Origin of the sequence: Pseudomonas sp. UV AK001 (assembly GCF_046097675.1) — a bacterium.
GTDB classification, from domain to species: Bacteria; Pseudomonadota; Gammaproteobacteria; order Pseudomonadales; family Pseudomonadaceae; genus Aquipseudomonas; species Aquipseudomonas kribbensis.
Genome location: NZ_JBJUVZ010000001.1, coordinates 559,481 through 579,987, shown reverse-complemented (window position 1 = coordinate 579,987; position 20,507 = coordinate 559,481). Strand labels below are relative to the sequence as shown.

The window sequence follows — 20,507 nt, the reverse complement described above, 5'->3', positions numbered from 1 at the left end:
CTCAGAACACCGACCAGCCGATCCGCGAGCTGAGCATTTCCAGCGCCGCCATCCCCGCCAGCGAGTTACCCGCCGCGTTGAGTTCCGGCGACCACACGCACACCGTGAACTGCCCCGGCACTACGGCAACGATGCCGCCACCGACACCGCTCTTGCCCGGCAGACCGACGCGGTAGGCGAAATTGCCGGCTTCGTCGTACAGCCCGCTGGTGGCCATGATCGAGTTAACTTGCTGGGTCTGGCGGCGGGTCAGGATCTGTTCGCCGCTGTGCTTGCAATAGCCGTCGTTGGCCAGGAAGCAGAACGCCCGGGCCAGGTCGATGCAGCTCATGCGCAGTGCGCAGTGGCTGAAATAGCTGCGCAGCACCGCTTCGACGTCGTTGTGGAAGTTGCCGAAGGATTGCATCAGGTAGGCCATCGCCGCGTTGCGTGCGCGGTGCTGGTATTCGGAATCGGCGACCTTGCCGTCGACCATCACCTGGGGATTGCCCGACAGCCGTCGCACGAAATCGCGCATCGACAAGGCCGGCGCCGCGAAGCGCGACTGGTTGATGTCGCAGATCACCAGCGCCCCGGCATTGATGAACGGATTGCGCGGGCGGCCGCGTTCGAATTCCAGCTGCACCAGCGAGTTGAACGGCTGGCCCGACGGCTCGTGACCCAGGCGTTCCCAGATCGCCTCGCCGGAATGTTCGATGGCCTGCACCAGGCTGAACACCTTGGAAATACTCTGCACCGAGAACAGTGTCTCGGCATCGCCGGCGCAATACATTTCGCCGTCGTTGCCGTACACGGCGATGCCCAGTTGATCGGGCGGCACGGTGCCGAGGGCGGGAATGTAGTCAGCCACCTTGCCCTGCCCGATCAGGGGCCGGACAGCGTCAAGGATCTCGTTCAACAGCGCTTGCATGCCGGGTCTCGAAGTCTCGCCCCATGGGATTGCGGGGACACGGTGGCTAGACGCTGCGCCCGCCGGCCGAATCACACCGCATTCGTGTATCGCACTGTATACGGCGCAGGCCCGGACACACCACGAGCACAAATCCCCCCGCTGACGACACATCTCCGATACAGCCCGACGTTCAAATGAACCTGTCGATCGGCAACCCCGATCAAGCCTTTGAACTCACTTTTCTTATCGGAGATTCACCATGACCAAGCTCTCGAAAACCTCTTTGACGCTCGGCCTGCTGCTGGCCGGTGGCCTGGCCCTGTCCAACGCCTCTTCGGCTTCCGAGGCGTTCAGCGTCAAGCAACTGGATCACGGCTACAGCCAGACTCAAGCCCAGGCCGACACCCCGGAAAAAACCTCGGAAGGCAAATGCGGCGAAGGCAAGTGCGGCGCTGGCGAATAACCCTCTGCACGGGGCACGCCGGTGCCCCGTTTTCCACTGAATTGAATGGAGTCGCACCATGACCACTGCTCTTTCGACGGCCGTCAAAGGCTTGCACCTGAATCTCGACCGCGCCGGCCAGTGGCTGGCACCGCTGACCCTGCGCCTGTTCATCGCCTGGGAGTTTTTTGAATCAGGTCTGGAAAAATTCAACGGCCAGAACTGGTTCGAAGACATTCAGGACCGCTTCCCGTTTCCCTTCGATCGCTTGCCGGCGACGTTGAACTGGGAGTTGTCGATGTGGGCTGAGCTGATCTGCGCCCTGGCAATCCTGATCGGACTCGGCACGCGGATCTCGGCGATTTCGTTGATTGTCGTGACTGTGGTCGCGACGGCCGCCGTGCACTGGCCGGCAGACTGGTCGTCGTTGAGCGAACTGGCCCAGGGTTATGCGATCACCAATAAAGGCTTCGGCAACTTCAAGCTGCCGGCGATTTACCTGGCCGCGCTGGTGCCGCTGGTGTTCGCCGGGGCCGGCAAGTTGAGCGTGGATGCGTGGCTGGCGCGGTTTTTCTGGAAACGCGCCAGCCGTTAAGGATCAATGCGCCCGATCAAGACCCGCGAGCAACGCGCTGTCGCGGCTGTAGATATCCGGCGCGTAGAGCACGCGGCCCTGCCCGTCGACCTGTGCCGTCCAGTACGTCATGAGGATCGGCACCGGGTTGCTCAGGCGGAATTCATGGGTGGTACCGGTGGCAAGCAAGGTGTCGGTGCGCGCTCGTTCCGCCGGGCTTAGCAGGAAGTCGCGCAGTTTCATCGGGTGTTCAACCCGCACACAACCGGAACTGAACGCCCGTGGCCCCTTGTCGAACAGCGCCTTGCTCGGTGTGTCATGCAGGTACACCGAGAACGGGTTGGGGAAACGGATGACCATCTGCCCCAGCGGGTTACGTGGCCCGGCGTCCTGACGCAGGAGGATGTTGCCGGGGTTGTCCCAGTCGATATCGGCAGCGGCCAGTGGCTGGCCGTTGGCGTCGAGTACTTGCAGGTTCTGGCGGCTGAGGAAGGTCTGGTCCTTGCGGATTTCCGGCAGTTTGTCTTCTTTCCAGATAGTCGGCGGCACGGTCCAGGTCGGGTTCAGCGTCAGGCGCGTGACCCGGGATTTGAGCAACGGCGTCTGGCGTTCGGCGCGACCGACCTGGGTGCGGGTCTGCCACACCGGCAGGCCGCCCTGATACAGGGTCAGTTCGGCGGCAGCGACGTTGACCAGCAACCCATCGGGTTCCATGTCCTGGGCCAGCCAGCGGAAACGCTCAAGGTTGACCCGCAGCTGTTCACGACGGGTCAGCGGGCTGATGTTCATTTCGGCAATCGTCCCCGGCCCGACCACACCGTCGGCCTGCAACGAATGGTTGGCCTGAAAGCTTTTCACGGCTTCGACCAAAACACCGTGATAAGCGTTGTCCGGCGTGCCGACCACACTGCTCAGATAACCTTCGCTGTACAGCCGCCGCGCCAGCTCCGGCACACGTTTGTCTTCCATATCCGGGCGCAGCAGCGGCCCGTTGCCCACCGATTGCCAGTGCGGCAAGGCCTGCAGGCGTTGTGCGGCGTAGAGATGGCGCAGGTTCTGGTATTGCGCCAGGCGCGGGCGGGCCAGATCGAAGGCGGCGGCAACGTCATGCATGCCCGGCACGGCAATGGCGAGCAGCTCCGCCTGACGGTCGCGGGGCGTATCGTCGGAATGCCACAACGGCTCGAAGTGAGACTGCAGCAGGCGACCGTAGTGCAGGTCCTGCAGGGCCTGCAGGTAATTGCGGCTGATGTCGATGTCCGCGCACAGTTCGCCATCCTGCGGAGCCGTGTCGGCGACCGGATAGCGTTTCGGATTGAGACCATCGTCGGCCAGCAGCTGCAATTGCGCATGCAAGGCCGGCAATTGCCCGGCCGCTGCCCACACCGGCATCCAGTCCTGCTGCCGGTAGAAGGCCTGCAACTGCTCCAGGGCCGGGCCACTGAGACGGGCGGCAATTGCCGGGCAAGCCTGCGGCAGTCCGATCATCACGGCCTGCAACGGACTTTGCGGCTCCACGGGCACCTCCGCCGGCAGTGTCGGGAGCGCCGGCAACGGCTCTTCGGCACAAACGACAAACGGCGCAGCGAGCAGACAAATGCTCAAGTAGCATGCGTACTTTTTGAACAACTGCTTTACTCCAATCCATGGCCGTCATGATTGACGGCCAACCTTACATCAGGTGCGGTGATACAGTCAGGTCCGATTCGCGGGCCTGCCCGGGACGACTGGACGTCAGGAGCCAAAGTGCCAACCATGTAGCCAGTGAGGATTCACTTTAAATGTTGACGTTTTTGCGCCGACTTCTGCTGACTGCCGCTGCCCTGGGGCTGGGGACCAGTCAGGTTTTTGCCGCCGGCACCGCTTCGCCGGTTCTGTACAACAGCCTCGCCCACGCCGCTCCGGAACTCAATCCCCAGGCGCTGAAAGGTGCCCTGAACGCCATGCAATGCGCGATCAACAACGGCGCGAAGCAGTCCCGTCACCTGGCGATCATCGATTATTCGCAACCGTCCACCGAGCGACGCCTGTGGATCTTCGACCTGACACAGAAAAAACTCATCCTGCGCGACCTGGTCGCCCACGGCTCGAAATCCGGGGACAACTTCGCCACCCGGTTCTCCAACCGTGAAGGCAGTTTTCAATCCAGCCTCGGCCTGTTCCGCACCCAGGAAAGTTACGAAGGCACCCACGGTTATTCGTTGCGCATGGACGGCCTGGAGCCGGGCGTCAACGATATGGCCCGCGACCGCGCCATCGTGATCCACGCCGCCGACTACGTGAATCTGTTCTGGAGCAAACGTACAGGCCGGCTGGGCCGCAGTCAGGGTTGCCCGGCGGTGCGTCCGCAAGTTGCCAGACGGGTGATCGACAGCCTGAAGGACGGCCAGTACATGTTTTCCTGGTACCCGGACCAGCACTGGCTGAAGTCCTCGCCCTACCTCAACTGCCAGCCGCAGCAGATTGCGAGCATTCTCAGTACGCACGGCAGTTGAAAACAGCCGCGGTCAAAACAATCCCCTGTTCTCACAGGGGATTTGTGTTTTCAGGGTTTCATTACAACTTTGTCATTGAGTTGTCGGTTTGCCGAGCGGATCGCTCGGTAGCCTGAAGTTGTTCCGGCACACCTGCCGATCCACTTCACCGACACGAGTGACTCATCATGAAAACCCTGATCCTGGCCTTCACCGCCCTCCTCGCCACCGGCACTGTGTTCGCCGCCGAAATGCCGGACAACACGGTCATTCACGACACCAACGGTTTCTACGTGCACCTGGATGTCGACAAAGTCCTCTCCAGCACCGATATTTCCCAGGCCTGCGGCGTCATTCCCGCACGACTCAACTACCTCGACCACCAGGGCCGCGAACATGTGCTGGACTACCAAGTGCAAGGCAGCGGTTGCACCAACTGACCAGTGAGGCGCAGTGCCCATGAATATCCTTGTCGTCGAAGACGAACCCAAGGCCGGCAATTACCTGCTCAACGGCTTGCAGGAACTGGGTTACAACGTGAGCCTGGCCCGGGACGGCGCCGACGGTCTGCACCTGGCGCTGGAGCACGGCTTCGACGTGATCGTGCTGGACGTGATGATGCCGAAAATGGATGGCTGGGAGGTCCTGCGCCGGCTGCGCAAGGAAGCCGACACGCCGGTGCTGTTCCTGACTGCCCGCGACGACATCGCCGACCGGGTCAAGGGCCTGGAACTGGGCGCCGACGATTACCTGATCAAGCCGTTTTCCTTCGCCGAACTGGTGGCGCGCCTGCGCACCCTGACCCGACGCGGACCGATCCATGAAGAAGAGCAATTGCAGGTGGCCGATCTGCAAATCGATGTGCTCAAGCGCCGGGTCACCCGCGCCGGCAGCCGGATCACCCTGACCAACAAGGAGTTCGCCCTGCTGCAATTGTTCGCCACGCACGAAGGGCAAGTGCTGTCGCGCTCGCTGATCGCCTCCCGGGTGTGGGACATGAATTTCGACAGCGACACCAATGTGGTCGATGTCGCCGTGCGCCGCCTGCGGGCGAAGATCGACGACCCGTTCCCGCTCAAGCTGATCCACAGCGTGCGCGGCATCGGCTACCGCTTCGATACCCAGCCATGAAAGTCGCCGGTTCGTACTCCCTGACGCTGCGCCTGGCGCTGGTGTTCGCGGTGCTCGCCTTCGCGTCCCTGGCGGGCCTCGGCGCGGCGCTGTACAACGCGCTGGATGAACAACTGACCCGCCGCGATGACATCCAGCTGGTCAGCCGCATCGATCAGTTGCGCACCATCCTCAACGACAGCAACACCCTGGAGCTGATCCAGAACAAACCGGCGCTGTTCCAGAACATGCTCGGCAACCGCGAAGCGCTGTTGACCATCGGCGCGCCGGGCCAGCCTCCCTTGTTCGTGGTCAACCCCAGTAACCTGACCTTGCCGACCGTACCCGCCGTGCCGATCAACCATGTGATGGCCCTCAACGATGTGCAGCATCTGCCGAGCATCAATGGCGTACCGTTCTCGGCGGTGGCGGCCAGTATCGACTCCGGCGATCAGGGCAATCTGCAAGTGCTGATCGGCAAGGTGATGAGCGAACGCACGGCGATGCTCGCCAGTTACCGGCTCAGCGTGTATGGCCTGGCGTCGCTGGCGGCAATAGTCCTCGCACTGGTTGGCTGCCTGCTGGTGTATCGCGGTCTGCTGCCGTTGCGGCGGCTTGCCCGACATGCCCACGGGATCGGCATCGCCAACCTCGGTGAACGCCTCGACCGTCACGGCACACCGCGGGAATTGCAGCCGATGATCGAAGCCTTCAACGCGATGCTGGACCGGCTCGACCGAGGGGTTACCCAACTGAGCCAGGTCTCCACCGACATGGCCCACGAACTGCGCACGCCGATCAACAACCTGCTCGGTGAAACCCAGGTCGCCCTGCAACAGAACCGCAGCGTCGAGGCCTATCAGCAGTTGCTTGCCTCCAACGTCGAAGAACTCGAACGGCTGGCGCGGATGCTCGACAACATGCTGTTTCTCGCCCGCACCGACCCGGCCAGTGCCTTGAGCCAGCGTCAGGAGCTGGACGCCTGCGATGAAATGCAGCGCATCGCCGATTACTTCGAAGGCCTGGCCGCCGATGTCGGCGTCACCATCGAGGCCCGTGGCAGCGGCGTGATCTGGGCCGAGCCGATGCTGTTGCGCCGGGCGCTGGCCAACCTGTGCGCCAATGCGATCAAGTACGGCGCGGCGGATTCGACGATGCAGGTTGAAGCCTTGGCCGAACCGGATGGCAGTTACCTGCGGGTGCGCAATCAGGGGGCGACGATTCCCCCGGAGCATCTGTCGCGGCTGTTCGAACGCTTCTACCGCGCCGATCCGTCCCGCGAGCGTTCGGCCCAATCCAATGGTCTGGGCCTGTCGATCGTGGCGACGATCATGCAATTGCATCAGGGCCGCTACAGCGTCAGCAGCGTTGACGGCATCACCTGCTTTGAGCTGTTCTTTCCTGCGCGGGAGACGCGAGACGCAGGTGTGTGAAGGCGCCAAGCGCAAGCGCCGCAAGCATCAATGCCGTGGCAACGCCGAAGGTCATGTGCAAACCGCTTGCGATGACCGCAGCCGTTGCCCGGGTCGGATCGTCCGTGGTCAGGGCAAACACCGCACCCATGGCCGCCGCCCCGGTGATCAACCCCAGATTGCGTGACAACCCGAGCATGGCCGAGACCACCCCGCGCTGATCCTGCCCGACGCCCGCCATCAGCCCGGTATTGTTGGCGGCCTGGAACAGCGCATAACTCAATGCCACCACCGTTATCGGCAACACATAGGCAAGCAGTCCGAGACTCACCGGCAACAGCGCCAGCAAAGCGCAACCGCAGGCCAGTCCGAGCAACGCACCCGGAACCATTCGCCGCGCCCCGAAACGATCCACCAGACGCCCGGCCGGCACTCCGCTGAACGCCGCCAACAGCGGCCCGACCGACAACACCAGTCCGACCTGAGTGCTGGAAAGATTCAGTCCTCGACTCAGATAAAACGGCCCGACCACCAGCGTGGTCATCATCACCGTGGTCACCAGCAAGGTCAGCGCCAGACTGCTGCTGATGCGTGAATCGGTGAACAACGACAAATGAATCAGCGGCGCCTTGCTCTTCTTCTCGATCAGGATGAACAGCCCCACGCCCGACAGACTGATCAGCAACAGCGTCCGGGTGAATCCCTCAACCGTCATCGCCAGTGCATAGGCCGCCAGCGTCAGCATCAGCACCGCAGTGCCGGGAAAATCAAACGCAACTGGCTTGCGGGCGATTCGGTCCTTGGGCAGATGGCGATATACCAGCCATGCGTTGAGCAAGCCCAGCGGCACGTTGATCACAAAGATCGACTCCCAGCCGACATGCGCCATCAACAGCCCACCGAGCGACGGCCCGAGGGTGGTGCCGGTGGCCGACATCGTGGCCAGCAATCCCATCGCACTGCCGGCCCGGGCCTTGGGCACCGCATCGGCCACCAGCGCCACGGTCAACGCGAACATGATCGCCGCGCCCACGCCTTGCACCGCCCGGGCGCCGATCAGCCAGGCCAGGCTCGGCGCCAGTGCGCAGGCAAGGGACGCGGCGGTAAAGATGCCGATGCCGATCAACAGCAAGCGCCGCCGCCCAAAACCGTCACCCAATCGCCCGACGCTGACAATCAAGGTGGTGACCGCCAGCAGATAGGCCAGCACGATCCACTGCACTTCCTGAAACGTCGCATCGAAGGCCGCCGCCAGGGTCGGCAGTCCGGCGTTGGCGATGCTGGTGTCCAGCGACGGCATCAACATCGACAGCGCCAGACTGGTCAGCGCCCAGCGGGCTGAAGGGCTCAGGGGTTCTCGGTGCATGGGGGGCTCACAGGGCAGAAGTCATGTGACATAGCCTGAGCCTCGACAATACAAGGCGCAAGACGCATGCTTTGCACTTGATACCTGCATAGAGCGCCATGTCATGAATGCACCGGATCTGAACCTGTTGATCACCCTCGACGTGCTGCTGAGCGAAGGCAGCGTGGCCCGGGCCGCCACGCGCTTGGGTCTGAGTCCGTCCGCCATGAGCCGGGCGCTGGCTCGTCTGCGCGAAACCACCGGGGATCCGCTGCTGGTACGCGCCGGTCGCGGGCTGGTGCCGACCCCGCGTGCGCTGGAGTTGCGCGACCGGGTCAGCTATCTGGTGCAGGAAGCCGAAGCGGTTCTGCGCCCGGCAGAAGTGCTCGATCCCGGCCAGTTGCGGCGCACTTTCACCCTGCGCAACACCGACGGTTTCGTCGAAACCTTCGCCGCCGCCCTGCTCGCCCGCATCGCCGAAGAAGCGCCCGACGTGCGCCTGCGTTTTGTGCAGAAGGCCGACAAGGACAGCACCCTGCTGCGCGAAGGCCGGGTGGATCTGGAAACCGGCGTGGTCGACGACAGCACCGATCCGACGCTGCACAGTCGCATTCTGTTCCGCGATCAGTGGATCGGTGTGGTGCGTGAGGGGCATCCGTTGAGCAGCGGCAAGGTCAGCGCCAAACGCTTCGCTTCGGGCCAGCACATTCTGGTGTCACGCCGTGGTCGCAGCAGCGGCCCGGTGGACGAAGCGCTGCTCGCCTTCGGCCTGACGCGGGACATCGTCACTTCGTTCGGCGGGTTTTCCGCGGCGCTGACACTGGTCCGAGAATCCGACCTGATCGCCACCGTCCCGGAACGCCACACCAGCAAACTGCGAACGGGTCTGTTCAGTTTCGCCCTGCCGTTGCGCATGCCGGACATCAGCGTGTCGATGCTCTGGCACCCGCGCATGGACGCCGACCCGGCGCATCGCTGGTTGCGCAACTGCGTGCGGGAAGTCTGCGCCTAGCGCGCCTCACCGTCCTTGGGTTTGTAAAACAGGAATTTCCCGGTCTCGGCGGTCTTGGTGTACTTCTTCGCCCAGCTCGGGTCGACGTTGTGGTCATGAAAATACAGCGCGCCATGAGTGCGATCAGGGAGCTGACGGTTCAGGGCCTTGCCGGCAATATCCTTGGCCAACGCATATTCGGCGTCCTCCTTGACCTGATCGGACTTGCCGTCGCACCACCAGGAAAACTGGCAACTCTTGGTTTCCGAGCCTTGCTTGACCACTTCGCACACGGTGCCGGGGAAGCCGTCGTGGCCGAGGCGATTCATCACCACGTTGGCCACCGCTTCCATTTCCGCCGTGTCCTTGCCCTTGGCTTCCCAATAGATGCTGCGTGCCAGGCAGGTGATCGGGTCGTCCAGCGGCGCGGTGCCGGCTGGATCGACGGCTTGCACCTCTTTCGGGGTGATGGCTTCGGACTTCGGCGCCGGAGGCGCGTTGGGCTTGTCGGCAGCCTTTTCCTCCAGTACCTCGGCTTTCGCTTCGGCCTTTTCCTTGATCGGTGCCTGATCGGTGGCCAGCACCGCGCCGCTCAGCAGGGTCAACACAAGACAACAGATCAGCCCGTGCAATTTCATGATCGATTCTTCCGGCAGCGCCCGTTGCGGGCAAAGTGTTACGTGGCTGAGACGCCCGGTTTCCGGGCACTTCGCAGAGTGTAGACGGCGGAATCCGGCGCAACGTTCCGTGCTGAAAACCACACCATGAAGAAAAAAGACATTGCACGACCCCGGGGCGTTTCGCGCATCATGGGCGCACTCAGCCCAAGGGAGATTTCCATGCGCTTCATGCCATCCGTTCTGCGATTCGCCGCGTTGTCCACGGGCCTGGCGCTGGCCGCTTCGGCCATGGCCAGTGACGAGTCGCAATTGATCGAGTCGATCAACAGCTACCGCAGCCAGCCACAGCGCTGCGGTACCCAGGCATCCAGTGAATTGCCGCCGCTGTCGGCCGACCCGCGCCTGCATCTGCCGGCCAGTGGTGTCGTCGATCTGCAACAGGCCATGGCCAGCGCCAGCTATCCGATGGTCAACGTGCAGGCGATCACCCTCAACGGCCCTCGGGATGCGGCGGCGGCGATGAAGGCGATTCAGGAGAGCTTCTGTCAGGTGGTGCTGGATCCGCAGTTCGTCGATATCGGCGTCAGCCGCGCCGACCGTGACTGGCGCATCACCCTGGCGCGACCGCTGCTGTCGGCGCGCCTGGGCGACGGACAAGCCGAAGGTCAGAAACTGCTGACGCAACTCAACGCCGCCCGCAGCCAGCCGCGCCAGTGCGGTGGCCAGTCGTTCTCCGCGGCGGCACCACTGGCGTGGAACGCAGTGCTCGGCGGTGTCGCTCAGGATCACAGCCGCGAGATGGCCAACAACAACTATTTCGACCACAAGGACCGCAACGGCGGCACCCCCGGCGACCGCGCCGAACTGGCCGGTTACAGCGGCCAGCAAGTCGGCGAGAACATCGCCGCCGGGCAGGACACGGTGCAGAAAGTCGTCGCCGGCTGGCTCGCCAGCCCCGGCCATTGCGCCAACCTGATGAACCCGCAGTACCGCGAACTGGGTGCAGCCTACGCAGTCGATCCGAAGAGCAGCGCCGGCATTTACTGGACCGCGATGTTTGGTGGCGAGTAAGTATTAAAACCACCACTGAACACTGTGGGAGCAAGCTCGCTCCCACAGGGTTAGCCTATGAACTCGGAATTCTGGAAAAAAACCGGAGCCCATATAAGGCTCCGGTTTTTTTATGGGTCAGTGAGTCCTCATCCCCGCCGCATACATCGCCAGTTTCAGCAGACTCGCCACCACCGCCAGCGACACCACGCTGCCGGACCAAATCAGCAGCAGCCAGCCCAGACGTTTGTACCAGCGGCTCTTCACTTCACGCATTTCAATGGTAGCCATCGCCGATCCTCACTTTGCCGCGGAACACGTAGTAGTTCCAGAAGGTGTACATCAGGATCACCGGCAGGATGAACAGCGCGCCGATCAGGGCGAACAACTGGCTGGTGGCCGGTGATGCCGCCGCCCACAGGCTGACCGACGGCGGAATGATGTTCGGCCAGATGCTCAGCGCCAGCCCGATGTAACCGAGGAACATCAGCACCAGGGTGAACACGAACGGCCAGTGGGTGTGTCGCCGACGCAGCGAACGCAACAACCCGAACAGCGACAATGCCGCCAGCACCACCAGCCCGGCGAACACGGTCAGGTGCGCATGGTTGAACCAGCGACTGGCCAGTTCCGGATGCAGTTGCAGCGTCCACGCGCCGATCACCACCACCATCGCCAGCAACAGCCACGCCAGCGGACGGCTGTAGTGACGCATCCGCGACTCGAGCATGCCTTCGGTTTTCACCAGCAGCCAGGAGCTGCCCAGCAAGGCGTAAGCGACCACCAGACCGACGCCGCAGACCAGCGGGAACGGCGCCAGCCAGTCGAGACCGCCACCGGCAAACTGCCGATCCACCACGGGGATCCCGGCCACATACGCGCCGATCACCACGCCCTGGGAGAACGTCGCCAGCAGCGAACCGCCAATGAACGCCCAGTCCCACAGATGACGTTTTTCCGCCGGCGCCTTGAAGCGAAACTCGAACGCCACCCCACGGAAAATCAAACCCGAGAGCATGAAGATCAGCGGCAGATACAGCGCCTCCAGAATCACCCCGTAAGCCAGCGGAAACGCGCCGTACAACGCCGCACCGCCGAGCACCAGCCAGGTTTCGTTGCCGTCCCAGACCGGTGCGACGGTGTTCATCATCACGTCGCGTTCCTGCTCGTCGCTGATCATCGGGAACAGGATCCCGAGGCCCAGATCGAAGCCGTCCATGATCACGTACATCATCACCCCGAAGGCAATGATCACACCCCAGATCAACGAGAGATCGATACCTTGAATACCCATGACTCAATGCTCCTTTATCAGTGGACCCGGGTCGCGGATTCGAGGTTGTCGGTAACCGCCGAGAGTGGGCGGCGCGGGGTCTGCAACGGGGTGCCTTCGGGCGGGTGTTCGTGGTGCGGCTGCGGGCCTTTGCTCACCAGTTTCATCATGTAGCCGATGCCTACGGTGAACACCGAGCAGTAGATGACGACGAACAGCGCCAGCGAGGTGCTCATCTGCGCCACCGAGTGATGGGACGCAGCGTCATGGGTGCGCATCAGTCCGTACACCACCCACGGCTGACGCCCGACTTCAGTAGTGATCCAACCCGCCAGCAGCGCGATCAGACCGCTTGGCCCCATCAGCAACACCAGTCGCTGGAAGCCGCGATGACGGTAGACCTTGCCGTTGCGCCGCAACGCCAGCCCCAGCACACCGACCAGGATCATCAACATGCCGAGCCCGGCCATCACGCGGAAACTCCAGAAGATAACGGTCGAGTTCGGCCGGTCTTCTTTCGGGAAGCTTTTGAGCGCCGGAATCTGCTTGTCGAGGCTGTGGGTGAGGATCAGGCTGCCGAGGTACGGAATCTCGATCGCATACTTGGTCTTCTCCGCCTTCATGTCCGGGATGCCGAACAGCACCAGCGGGGTTGGTCCGTTGTCGGCATTTTCCCAGTGGCCTTCGATGGCGGCGATTTTTGCCGGTTGATGTTCCAGGGTATTCAGGCCATGGGCGTCACCGACCACCGCTTGAATCGGCGCGACGATCAGCGCCATCCACAGCGCCATGGAAAACATCTTGCGCACTGGTTGGGTGTCGTTGCCGCGCAGCAAATGCCAGGCTGCCGAAGCGCCGACAAAGAACGCCGTGGCAACAAATGCGGCAATCGCCATGTGCGCCAGACGGAACGGGAACGACGGGTTGAACACGATCGCCAGCCAGTCCAGCGGCATCACCCGGCCGTCGACGATTTCGAAACCCTGCGGGGTCTGCATCCAGCTGTTGGACGCGAGAATCCAGAAAGTCGAGATCAGCGTGCCGATGGCGACCATCACCGTGGCGAAGAAGTGCAAGCCACGGCCCACGCGGTTCCAGCCAAACAGCATCACCCCGAGGAACCCCGCCTCAAGGAAGAACGCGGTCAGCACTTCATAGGTCAGCAACGGCCCGGTGATGCTGCCGGCGAAGTCGGAAAATCCGCTCCAGTTGGTGCCGAACTGGTACGCCATGACCAGGCCCGACACAACCCCCATGCCGAAGTTGACGGCGAAGATCTTCGACCAGAAATGGTAGAGATCGCGGTAAGTGTCGTTACGGGTTTTCAGCCACAGGCCTTCGAGCACCGCCAGGAAACTCGCGAGACCAATGGTGATCGCCGGGAAAATGATGTGGAACGAAACCGTGAACGCGAATTGAATTCGCGCCAGGTCCAGTGCCTCCAGGTTGAACATGATGATGTCCTCATCAAGGCTGAAAAGCGGCAGCACACGGCCGGGCCACCGCCAGGCGCGAACGCCTGCAGCCAGTCAAATTGCAGAAGGGTTGGATCGCGTGGGTCGGTTACGCCACCGACGACGGGATCAGGTTGCTCGCCTCGGCTGCTTCGAGGCGGATCGCCACGAACTTGGAGGTCGGCGTGTAGGTGCGATCACCGTAACTTTCCAGCGGCACCAGCGGATTGGTCTCCGGGTAGTACGCGGCAGCCTGCCCCGCTGGAATGTCGTAGGCGATCAGGGTGAAACCGCTGACCCGACGCTCGCGCTCGTCGCCCCACAGCGCTACCAGATCGACCTTCTGCCCCGGTTCGAAACCGAGCCGGCGGATGTCCTGTTCGTTGGCGAACACCACGTCGCGCATGCCGTAGACCCCGCGATAACGGTCGTCGAGGCCGTACAGCGTAGTGTTGTACTGATCGTGGGAGCGCATGGTCTGCAGGATCAGATGCGGCTTGACCGGCAGGTTGCGTACACCTTCGCTGATCAAATGCTCGGGCAGCACGCACGGGGTGAACTGAGCCTTGCCGGATTCGGTGTTCCAGACACGGTCGGAGGCGTCGTTACCGAGGTGGAACCCGCCGGGGATCAGCAGCTTCTCGTTGAAATTCTCGAAGCCCGGAATCACGTCGGCGATCAGGTTGCGGATGCGCCCGTAGTCGCCCACCGCCCATTCCCAGTCGATCGGGTGCTTGCCCAGGGTTGCAGCGGCGATCCCGGCAATGATCGCCGGCTCGGATTTCAGGTGCGCCGATTTCGGCTTCAGCTGGCCGAACGACAAGTGCACCATGCTGAAGGTGTCTTCCACCGTCACGCCTTGCGGGCCTTCGGCCTGCACGTCGATGTCGGTACGACCGAGGCACGGCAGGATCAACGCGTCACGCCCGGTCACCAGATGGCTGCGGTTGAGCTTGGTCGAGATGTGCACGCTCAGGTCGAGTTTGCGCATCGCCGCGTGGGTGCGCGGGGTGTCCGGCGTGGCTTGAGCGAAGTTGCCACCCAGACCGATAAACACCTTGGCTTCTCCACGTTCCATGGCCCCAATCGCCATCACCGTGTTGTGGCCATGCATGCGCGGGACCTTGAAGTTGAAGCGTTTTTCCAGGGCGTCCATCAGCGCTTTCGGCGCCAGTTCGTTGATGCCCATGGTGCGGTCACCCTGCACGTTACTGTGACCGCGCACCGGCGACAGCCCGGCCCCCGGACGGCCAACGTTGCCGCGCAGCAATTGCAGGTTGATGACTTCCTGTAGGGTCGGCACCGAGTGCACGTGTTGGGTCAGGCCCATGGCCCAGCACATGATCACGCTCTTGGCGCGGGCATACATGCGCGCGGCCAGTTCGATGTCATGCAGCGGCACGCCGGACTGTTCGACAATGTGCTCCCAGCTCGTGGCATCGACCTCGGCGAGGTAGCTGTCGAGACCCGAGGTGTGCTCGGCAATGAAGGCGTGATCGAACACCGGCTCGCCGCCGGTGGCCTGGGCTTCACGCTCCCACTCCAGCAGGAATTTGGCCATGCCGCGAATCATCGCCATATCACCGCCCAAGGCTGGGCGGAAGTACGCAGTGTTGGTCGCTTCCCAGCCGTTGCTGAGCATCTCGATCGGGTTTTGCGGGTTCTGGAAACGCTCCAGCCCACGTTCCTTCAGCGGGTTGATGCACACCACCTGCGCGCCGCGCTTCACCGCTTCGCGCAGCGGTTCGAGCATGCGCGGATGGTTGGTGCCGGGGTTCTGGCCGATGACGAAAATCGCGTCGGCGTGGTGCAGGTCTTCATAGACCACCGTGCCTTTGCCAACACCGAGGCTTTCACCCATGCTCACCGCACTGGCTTCGTGGCACATGTTCGAGCAGTCCGGGAAGTTGTTGGTGCCGTAGGCGCGGACGAACAACTGATAGAGAAACGCCGCTTCGTTGCTGGCACGGCCCGAGGTGTAGAACTCGGCCTCGTGGGGCGATTTCAGACCTTTGAGGTGCTTGGCGATCAGTGCGAAGGCTTCGTCCCAAGTGGTTTCGACATAACGGTCGACCCGCGCGTCGTAGCGCATCGGATGGGTGATCCGGCCCTGATATTCGAGCCAGTAATCGCTTTGCTCGGCCAGCGTCGACACCGTGTACTTGTTGAAGAATGCCGGGTCGACCAGGCGGCCGGTGGCTTCCCAGTTCACCGCTTTGGCGCCGTTCTCGCAGAACTTCAGCATGCTTGCGCCAGGTGCTTCACCCCAGGCACAACCGGGGCAGTCGAAGCCGCCGTTCTGGTTGGTCTTGAGCATGGCGCGGATGTTTTTCAGGGCGTTTTCACTGCCCAGCCAGTTTTTGGTGAGGCTGATCACAGCGCCCCAACCCGCAGCGGCGCCCTTGTAGGGTTTGTAACGGTCGACTTGTGACATGGGACTTCTCCATGACGATGCACACAGGCAAAAACCTGATCGGGTTTAAACAGCGACGACTGACTTTCAAGTTCAAAAGCGGTCGTTTCGTTTGACGGGGCCAAGGATATGAACCGCTGCAAAAACTTGTCTAATCGCTATTAATGACTGCGTTATCGAAAGCATCTATCACGGACTTAAATCCTTTAAATCCGGGCACTTGCAAAACTAAGAAGCGTAAAAACCGAAATAATTATTTCATCATCGACAGCATCAATCGGCCGGTCATTAATAGTGATTGGACGCTGTTCGAAGTTGCTCATAACCTGCGCCGACCCAATCCCTTCAATAGCGGATTTCACCCAAGCGAGGCTGTCATGTCAGAGCGCGTCTTGATCGATGGATACAACCGCCGCGTCGACTACCTGCGCATGTCGGTCACCGACCGTTGCGACTTCCGCTGCGTCTATTGCATGGCCGAAGACATGCAGTTCCTGCCCCGCCAACGGGTGCTGACGCTGGAGGAGATCTATCAACTGGCGCAGAGCTTTGTCGCGCTGGGCACCCGCAAGATTCGCCTGACTGGCGGCGAGCCGCTGATTCGTCCCGGCGTCGTCGGGTTGTGCAAGCAGATCGCCGCCCTGCCCGGCCTGCGCGAACTGTGCCTGACCACCAACGGCTCACAGCTCGGCAAACTCGCCGGCCCGCTGTTCGACGCCGGGGTCAAGCGCCTCAACGTCAGCCTCGACAGCCTCGATGCCGAACGCTTCAGGCAGATGACCCGCACCGGCGACCTGGCACAAGTGATCAACGGCATCGATGCCGCCCGCGAGGCCGGATTTACCCGCACTAAACTCAACTGCGTGGTGATGCAGGGCCGCAACGATCACGAGATCAACGATCTGGTGCAGTTCGCCATCGAGCGCGATCTGGACATGTCCTTCATCGAGGAAATGCCGCTGGGCATCATCAGCGAACACAGCCGCGCCGAGTCGTTCTTCTCCAGTGCCCAGGTGCGTGAGCGGATCGCCGAGCGTTACACCCTGATCGATTCCGCCGAATCGACCCAGGGCCCGTCGCGCTACTGGCGGCTGGCAGAAGCGCCGCACATTCGGCTGGGGTTCATTTCGCCCCACAGCCATAACTTTTGCGGCACCTGCAACCGGGTGCGGCTGACGGTCGAGGGGCGTTTGCTACTGTGTCTGGGGAACGAGCATTCGGTGGACTTGAAAGCGGTGCTGCGGGCCCATCCGGGTCAACCGGAGCGGCTGGAGAAAGCGATCATCGAAGCGATGAAGCTCAAGCCCTACCGGCACAACTTTGAAGTGAACGACGACGTGCAAGTGGTGCGTTTCATGAACATGACCGGCGGCTGAGCCGCCACATTTTCAAGGCAAAAACAGCATGATCATCCGACCCAAGGTCAACCAGTTCGCCATCCTGTTCACCCTCAAGGGTTCGATTGCCAAACGCATCGCCCTGCGCACCCTGATGGTCACGTTGCTGGCGTCGGCCATCGTGCTGGTGGAAATCCTCCACCCGAGCAACTTCACCAAGGTCAACGCCACACCGTTCACCCTGCTTGGCCTGTCGCTGTCGATCTTCATGAATTTTCGCAACAACGCCTGCTACGACCGCTGGTACGAGGCGCGCAAGGCCTGGGGTGAAGTGATCGTGCATGTGCGTTCGGTGATTCGCGAAACCCATGTCATCCGCGAATCGGCGCAGCGTCGGCTATTGCTGCTGAATCTCGGCGGCTTTGCTCATGCCCTGAACGCACGGTTGCGCCGGGAAGATGAAGCCGCCGCCAGCGCCGAATGGATCACCCCGCAACACGACGCACAGGTGCCGGACTACAGCGGGCGCATCCTGCAAACCGTCGGCCAGCAATGTTCCGATCTGCATGAAGCGGGCGATCTCAGCGAATGGCGCTACATGCTGCTGGCCAATCACCTGACCAGCCTGACCCAAGCGCAGGCGGTGTGCGAGCGGATCAAGAACACCCCGCTGCCCTTCCCTTACACCCTGCTGCTGCACCGCACGATCTACCTGTTCTGCATCCTGCTGCCGTTCGCCATGGCCGAACCGCTGGGCTGGTTGACGCCGCTGTTTACGGCGATTGTCAGCTACACCTTCTTCGGGCTGGATGCGATTGCCGATGAGCTGGAAGATCCGTTCGGGCGTGATGAAAATGACTTGCCGACCGATGCGCTGGTGCGGGGTATCGAGCGGGATATTCTCTCGGAGCTGGGCACCGAGCCGTTGCCGCCGGCGCTGAAACCGGTGGACTACGTGCTCAGTTAATCGAATACCTTCCCCTTCAGGGGAGGAAACTCCATCAATCCAGATGCGCCCAGGTCATGCGAAACGACGCCCCGCCCCACGGTGAATCGCCAACCTCGACCCGGCCACCATGGGATTGCGATACCCGTCGTACCAATGCCAGCCCGAGTCCGAAACCACCGGTGCGGCGGTCGCGGCTGGCGTCCAGGCGCGAGAACGGTTCGAAAATCTTCTCCCGGCCGGCCAGCGGCACACCCGGACCGTCGTCGTTGACCTGCACTTCGTATTGATCGCCGATGCGCACCAGCGACACCTCGACCCGTTGCTCGGCATAGCGAATGGCGTTGCGCAGCAGATTGATCACCGCCCGCGCCATAAAACGCGGCTCGATCCGCACCTCTTCGACCCGACACTCGCCAATCAGCAGTTGCACGCCGGCGGCCTCGGCCTCCAGCGCCACGCTCCCGACCACACTGTCGAGCCAGTTGGCGGCCTGAATATTCTCCCGGGTGATCACCGTCGCACCGCGCTCGAGGCTGGCATAGGTCAGAAGCTCGGAGACCATTTCTTCCAGCTCGCCAAGGTCGGCGTACATGTCGGCAATCAGTTCGCGGTTCTGGCTGGCGTCCGGTTGTTGCTTGAGCTGGTCGAGTTCGAACGACAGCCGGGCTATCGGCGTGCGCAGTTCGTGGGACACGGCGTTGGTCAGTTCACGCTGATTGGCGATCAGGCCCTCGATGCGCGCCGCCATCAGGTTGAAGTGTTCGGCCAGGTCGCGGATGTTCGAGCGTTTTGAAAGCTGGATACGCGCGGAGAGGTCGTTGTCACCGAATCGCTCGGCGGCCAGTCGCAGTTTTTCCAAATCACGCCAGTGCGGGCGCACCCAGAAGTACAGGACGATCCCGAGCAGCACGGCCAGCATCATGTAAGCCGCCGAGATGTAGAACGGCATCAGGCTCGGCTCCGGCGGCAGCTTGATGCTGAGCAGTTGCGAACCGCCGTCGATGTTGCTGATGAACTGGGTGTAGTCGTGGCGAATCACCAGCAGGCCCTGGGCCAGTTCGGCTTTTTCCTCATCGCTGAGCTTCAGTTGATCGGCCTCGACCAGACTCAGCGTCAGCCCGTAGTGCGGGCGCAGCGCGTCCAGCTGCGCTTCGCGCGCCGCGCCTTTCTGGTCGCGCATGTGCTCGATCAGCGACCAGGCCTGGCCACGCACCGCCTCGCGGTTGTAGGCCTGCATCTGGTTGTCGAGCAGCGCGTTGAAGGTGTGTTCGACGGTTTGCAGCGCCGCCACCAGCCCGACGGTCATGACCAGAAACAGCCCGAGAAATAACCGCAGCATCTACAACTCCCACGCAAACGGATTGAACAGATAGCCCTTGCCCCACACGGTCTTGATGCACACCGGCTCGCGGGGGTTGTCCTTGAGTTTGTTGCGCAATTTGCTGATGTACACGTCGACGCTGCGGTTGAGGCCGTCGAAGGCGATGCCACGCATACGGTTGAGGATGTCATCGCGCGACAGGATGTTGCCGGCGGCACTGGCCAGCAACCACAGCAATTCGAACTCCATGGTGGTCAGCTCGATCAGTTCACCAGCCAGACGCACTTCGCGGCAGCTGCGGTCGATGTGCAACTGGCCGAATTCCAGGGAGCTGACCACGCCGCTGTCCGGCACTTGCCGGCGTTGCAGCGCACGCAGACGCGCGAGCAGCACCGGCGGCTTGATCGGTTTGATCACGTAATCGTCGGCCCCGGACTCCAGACCCAGAATGTGGTCGAGGTCATCTTCCTTGGCGGTCAGAATGACGATCGGCGTGTCCGACACGCTGCGGATTTCCCGGCACACGTGCAGGCCGCTCTGCCCCGGCAGCATCAGGTCGAGCACCACGACTTTGGGCTTGAATTCAAGAAACGCGGCCACGGCCAGATCGCCGCGATGCACCGTGCGCACCTCGTAGCCGTGTTGTTCGAGAAAGTGGGCGATCAGCGCGGCCAGCCGCTCATCGTCTTCCACCAGCAGGACTCTGCCAAAACCCAGGTTATCCATAACGACCGTCGCCAACCCTCAGTGAAGTGGGCGACATTATGGCGGCATTCGCAGGCAAGACGATTATCGCGGGCAGCAAAAACCGGCCACTTGGGCCGGTTTTCGTTGATGTTTCATGCTCTTA

At 62.3% G+C, this 20,507-nt stretch carries 20 protein-coding genes; 10 read left to right on the top strand and 10 right to left on the bottom strand.

The genetic code is table 11. From position 1 onward, the window contains the following. Position 1: 1 nt before the first annotated feature. The gene (gene glsB, locus ACKLNA_RS02730) at positions 2 to 910 is read right to left on the bottom strand and encodes a glutaminase B (RefSeq protein ID WP_085711458.1); all 909 of its coding nucleotides are present in this window, start codon (positions 908 to 910) and stop codon (positions 2 to 4) included. A gap of 241 nt (positions 911 to 1,151) precedes the next feature. On the opposite strand from glsB, the gene ACKLNA_RS02725 reads away from it, so the two are divergent. After that, on the top strand, positions 1,152 to 1,355 hold the full coding sequence (locus ACKLNA_RS02725) for a hypothetical protein (RefSeq protein WP_408984775.1): 204 nt from the start codon (positions 1,152 to 1,154) through the stop codon (positions 1,353 to 1,355). A 58-nt stretch (positions 1,356 to 1,413) separates the two neighbouring features. Beyond that, positions 1,414 to 1,929: a DoxX family protein gene (locus ACKLNA_RS02720; RefSeq protein ID WP_408984774.1), complete on the top strand. Its 516-nt coding sequence runs from the start codon at positions 1,414 to 1,416 to the stop codon at positions 1,927 to 1,929. 3 nt (positions 1,930 to 1,932) lie between these two features. Here the strand turns inward: ACKLNA_RS02720 and ACKLNA_RS02715 are convergent, their stop codons facing one another. Next, entirely contained in the window at positions 1,933 to 3,537 is a 1,605-nt protein-coding gene (locus ACKLNA_RS02715; protein WP_408984773.1) for a murein L,D-transpeptidase, read from the bottom strand. A gap of 152 nt (positions 3,538 to 3,689) precedes the next feature. Between ACKLNA_RS02715 and ACKLNA_RS02710 the strand changes: the two genes are divergently transcribed. The 4 genes from ACKLNA_RS02710 (at position 3,690) to ACKLNA_RS02695 (ending at position 6,925) form a co-directional block, all read left to right on the top strand. Beyond that, positions 3,690 to 4,403, top strand: coding sequence for a murein L,D-transpeptidase catalytic domain family protein (locus ACKLNA_RS02710; protein ID WP_085711462.1), 714 nt, complete (start codon positions 3,690 to 3,692; stop codon positions 4,401 to 4,403). 167 nt (positions 4,404 to 4,570) lie between these two features. Next, positions 4,571 to 4,822: a DUF2790 domain-containing protein gene (locus ACKLNA_RS02705; protein WP_085711463.1), complete on the top strand. Its 252-nt coding sequence runs from the start codon at positions 4,571 to 4,573 to the stop codon at positions 4,820 to 4,822. A 19-nt stretch (positions 4,823 to 4,841) separates the two neighbouring features. Continuing rightward, on the top strand, positions 4,842 to 5,513 hold the full coding sequence (locus ACKLNA_RS02700; protein ID WP_119427321.1) for a heavy metal response regulator transcription factor: 672 nt from the start codon (positions 4,842 to 4,844) through the stop codon (positions 5,511 to 5,513). Next, positions 5,510 to 6,925: a heavy metal sensor histidine kinase gene (locus ACKLNA_RS02695; protein WP_408984772.1), complete on the top strand. Its 1,416-nt coding sequence runs from the start codon at positions 5,510 to 5,512 to the stop codon at positions 6,923 to 6,925. The genes ACKLNA_RS02700 and ACKLNA_RS02695 overlap by 4 nt, the downstream gene beginning before the upstream one ends. Here the strand turns inward: ACKLNA_RS02695 and ACKLNA_RS02690 are convergent. Continuing rightward, positions 6,870 to 8,270, bottom strand: coding sequence for an MFS transporter (locus tag ACKLNA_RS02690; protein WP_408984771.1), 1,401 nt, complete (start codon positions 8,268 to 8,270; stop codon positions 6,870 to 6,872). The genes ACKLNA_RS02695 and ACKLNA_RS02690 overlap by 56 nt on opposite strands. A gap of 103 nt (positions 8,271 to 8,373) precedes the next feature. Between ACKLNA_RS02690 and ACKLNA_RS02685 the strand changes: the two genes are divergently transcribed. After that, positions 8,374 to 9,261 (top strand): LysR family transcriptional regulator, encoded by an 888-nt coding sequence (locus tag ACKLNA_RS02685; protein ID WP_114883793.1) that lies wholly within the window; start codon positions 8,374 to 8,376, stop codon positions 9,259 to 9,261. Here the strand turns inward: ACKLNA_RS02685 and ACKLNA_RS02680 are convergent. Then, positions 9,258 to 9,878, bottom strand: a complete 621-nt coding sequence (locus ACKLNA_RS02680; protein WP_265814081.1) for a cell wall hydrolase — start codon at positions 9,876 to 9,878, stop codon at positions 9,258 to 9,260. The two genes, ACKLNA_RS02685 and ACKLNA_RS02680, sit on opposite strands and share 4 nt — an antisense overlap. Before the next feature lie 201 nt (positions 9,879 to 10,079). Between ACKLNA_RS02680 and ACKLNA_RS02675 the strand changes: the two genes are divergently transcribed. Continuing rightward, the gene (locus tag ACKLNA_RS02675; RefSeq protein ID WP_119427316.1) at positions 10,080 to 10,931 is read left to right on the top strand and encodes a CAP domain-containing protein; all 852 of its coding nucleotides are present in this window, start codon (positions 10,080 to 10,082) and stop codon (positions 10,929 to 10,931) included. Positions 10,932 to 11,048: 117 nt separating this feature from the next. Here ACKLNA_RS02675 and ACKLNA_RS02670 read toward each other — a convergent pair whose 3' ends face one another. The 4 genes from ACKLNA_RS02670 to ACKLNA_RS02655 all read right to left on the bottom strand — a co-directional run bounded on the left by ACKLNA_RS02670 (position 11,049) and on the right by ACKLNA_RS02655 (position 16,071). Further along, positions 11,049 to 11,201: a DUF2474 domain-containing protein gene (locus ACKLNA_RS02670; RefSeq protein ID WP_074688757.1), complete on the bottom strand. Its 153-nt coding sequence runs from the start codon at positions 11,199 to 11,201 to the stop codon at positions 11,049 to 11,051. Beyond that, positions 11,188 to 12,204: a cytochrome d ubiquinol oxidase subunit II gene (cydB, locus tag ACKLNA_RS02665; RefSeq protein WP_408984770.1), complete on the bottom strand. Its 1,017-nt coding sequence runs from the start codon at positions 12,202 to 12,204 to the stop codon at positions 11,188 to 11,190. Before cydB ends, ACKLNA_RS02670 begins: the two co-directional genes overlap by 14 nt. A gap of 17 nt (positions 12,205 to 12,221) precedes the next feature. Beyond that, positions 12,222 to 13,637 (bottom strand): cytochrome ubiquinol oxidase subunit I, encoded by a 1,416-nt coding sequence (locus tag ACKLNA_RS02660; protein ID WP_408984769.1) that lies wholly within the window; start codon positions 13,635 to 13,637, stop codon positions 12,222 to 12,224. A gap of 109 nt (positions 13,638 to 13,746) precedes the next feature. After that, on the bottom strand, positions 13,747 to 16,071 hold the full coding sequence (locus ACKLNA_RS02655; protein WP_408984768.1) for an FdhF/YdeP family oxidoreductase: 2,325 nt from the start codon (positions 16,069 to 16,071) through the stop codon (positions 13,747 to 13,749). Between the two features lie 356 nt (positions 16,072 to 16,427). On the opposite strand from ACKLNA_RS02655, the gene moaA reads away from it, so the two are divergent. Then, positions 16,428 to 17,426, top strand: a complete 999-nt coding sequence (moaA, locus tag ACKLNA_RS02650) for a GTP 3',8-cyclase MoaA (protein ID WP_408984767.1) — start codon at positions 16,428 to 16,430, stop codon at positions 17,424 to 17,426. A gap of 28 nt (positions 17,427 to 17,454) precedes the next feature. After that, positions 17,455 to 18,354 carry a bestrophin family protein gene (locus tag ACKLNA_RS02645; protein WP_408984766.1) on the top strand — a complete coding sequence of 300 codons (900 nt, stop codon included), beginning with the start codon at positions 17,455 to 17,457 and terminating at the stop codon, positions 18,352 to 18,354. A 34-nt stretch (positions 18,355 to 18,388) separates the two neighbouring features. Here ACKLNA_RS02645 and ACKLNA_RS02640 read toward each other — a convergent pair whose 3' ends face one another. Continuing rightward, positions 18,389 to 19,675, bottom strand: a complete 1,287-nt coding sequence (locus ACKLNA_RS02640) for an ATP-binding protein (protein WP_119427311.1) — start codon at positions 19,673 to 19,675, stop codon at positions 18,389 to 18,391. Continuing rightward, complete coding sequence (locus ACKLNA_RS02635) at positions 19,676 to 20,383, bottom strand: response regulator (protein WP_085711475.1); 708 nt, start codon at positions 20,381 to 20,383, stop codon at positions 19,676 to 19,678. Positions 20,384 to 20,507 lie beyond the last annotated feature (124 nt).

Excerpts from the sequence above, each read along its gene's own strand:
- glsB (WP_085711458.1), bottom strand. The coding sequence starts at position 910 with ATGCAAGCGCTGTTGAACGAGATCCTTGACGCTGTCCGGCCCCTGATC.
- ACKLNA_RS02725 (WP_408984775.1), top strand. The coding sequence starts at position 1,152 with ATGACCAAGCTCTCGAAAACCTCTTTGACGCTCGGCCTGCTGCTGGCC.
- ACKLNA_RS02720 (WP_408984774.1), top strand. The coding sequence starts at position 1,414 with ATGACCACTGCTCTTTCGACGGCCGTCAAAGGCTTGCACCTGAATCTC.
- ACKLNA_RS02710 (WP_085711462.1), top strand. The coding sequence starts at position 3,690 with ATGTTGACGTTTTTGCGCCGACTTCTGCTGACTGCCGCTGCCCTGGGG.
- ACKLNA_RS02705 (WP_085711463.1), top strand. The coding sequence starts at position 4,571 with ATGAAAACCCTGATCCTGGCCTTCACCGCCCTCCTCGCCACCGGCACT.
- ACKLNA_RS02700 (WP_119427321.1), top strand. The coding sequence starts at position 4,842 with ATGAATATCCTTGTCGTCGAAGACGAACCCAAGGCCGGCAATTACCTG.
- ACKLNA_RS02695 (WP_408984772.1), top strand. The coding sequence starts at position 5,510 with ATGAAAGTCGCCGGTTCGTACTCCCTGACGCTGCGCCTGGCGCTGGTG.
- ACKLNA_RS02690 (WP_408984771.1), bottom strand. The coding sequence starts at position 8,270 with ATGCACCGAGAACCCCTGAGCCCTTCAGCCCGCTGGGCGCTGACCAGT.
- ACKLNA_RS02685 (WP_114883793.1), top strand. The coding sequence starts at position 8,374 with ATGAATGCACCGGATCTGAACCTGTTGATCACCCTCGACGTGCTGCTG.
- ACKLNA_RS02680 (WP_265814081.1), bottom strand. The coding sequence starts at position 9,878 with ATGAAATTGCACGGGCTGATCTGTTGTCTTGTGTTGACCCTGCTGAGC.
- ACKLNA_RS02675 (WP_119427316.1), top strand. The coding sequence starts at position 10,080 with ATGCGCTTCATGCCATCCGTTCTGCGATTCGCCGCGTTGTCCACGGGC.
- ACKLNA_RS02670 (WP_074688757.1), bottom strand. The coding sequence starts at position 11,201 with ATGGCTACCATTGAAATGCGTGAAGTGAAGAGCCGCTGGTACAAACGT.
- cydB (WP_408984770.1), bottom strand. The coding sequence starts at position 12,204 with ATGGGTATTCAAGGTATCGATCTCTCGTTGATCTGGGGTGTGATCATT.
- ACKLNA_RS02660 (WP_408984769.1), bottom strand. The coding sequence starts at position 13,637 with ATGTTCAACCTGGAGGCACTGGACCTGGCGCGAATTCAATTCGCGTTC.
- ACKLNA_RS02655 (WP_408984768.1), bottom strand. The coding sequence starts at position 16,071 with ATGTCACAAGTCGACCGTTACAAACCCTACAAGGGCGCCGCTGCGGGT.
- moaA (WP_408984767.1), top strand. The coding sequence starts at position 16,428 with ATGTCAGAGCGCGTCTTGATCGATGGATACAACCGCCGCGTCGACTAC.
- ACKLNA_RS02645 (WP_408984766.1), top strand. The coding sequence starts at position 17,455 with ATGATCATCCGACCCAAGGTCAACCAGTTCGCCATCCTGTTCACCCTC.
- ACKLNA_RS02640 (WP_119427311.1), bottom strand. The coding sequence starts at position 19,675 with ATGCTGCGGTTATTTCTCGGGCTGTTTCTGGTCATGACCGTCGGGCTG.
- ACKLNA_RS02635 (WP_085711475.1), bottom strand. The coding sequence starts at position 20,383 with ATGGATAACCTGGGTTTTGGCAGAGTCCTGCTGGTGGAAGACGATGAG.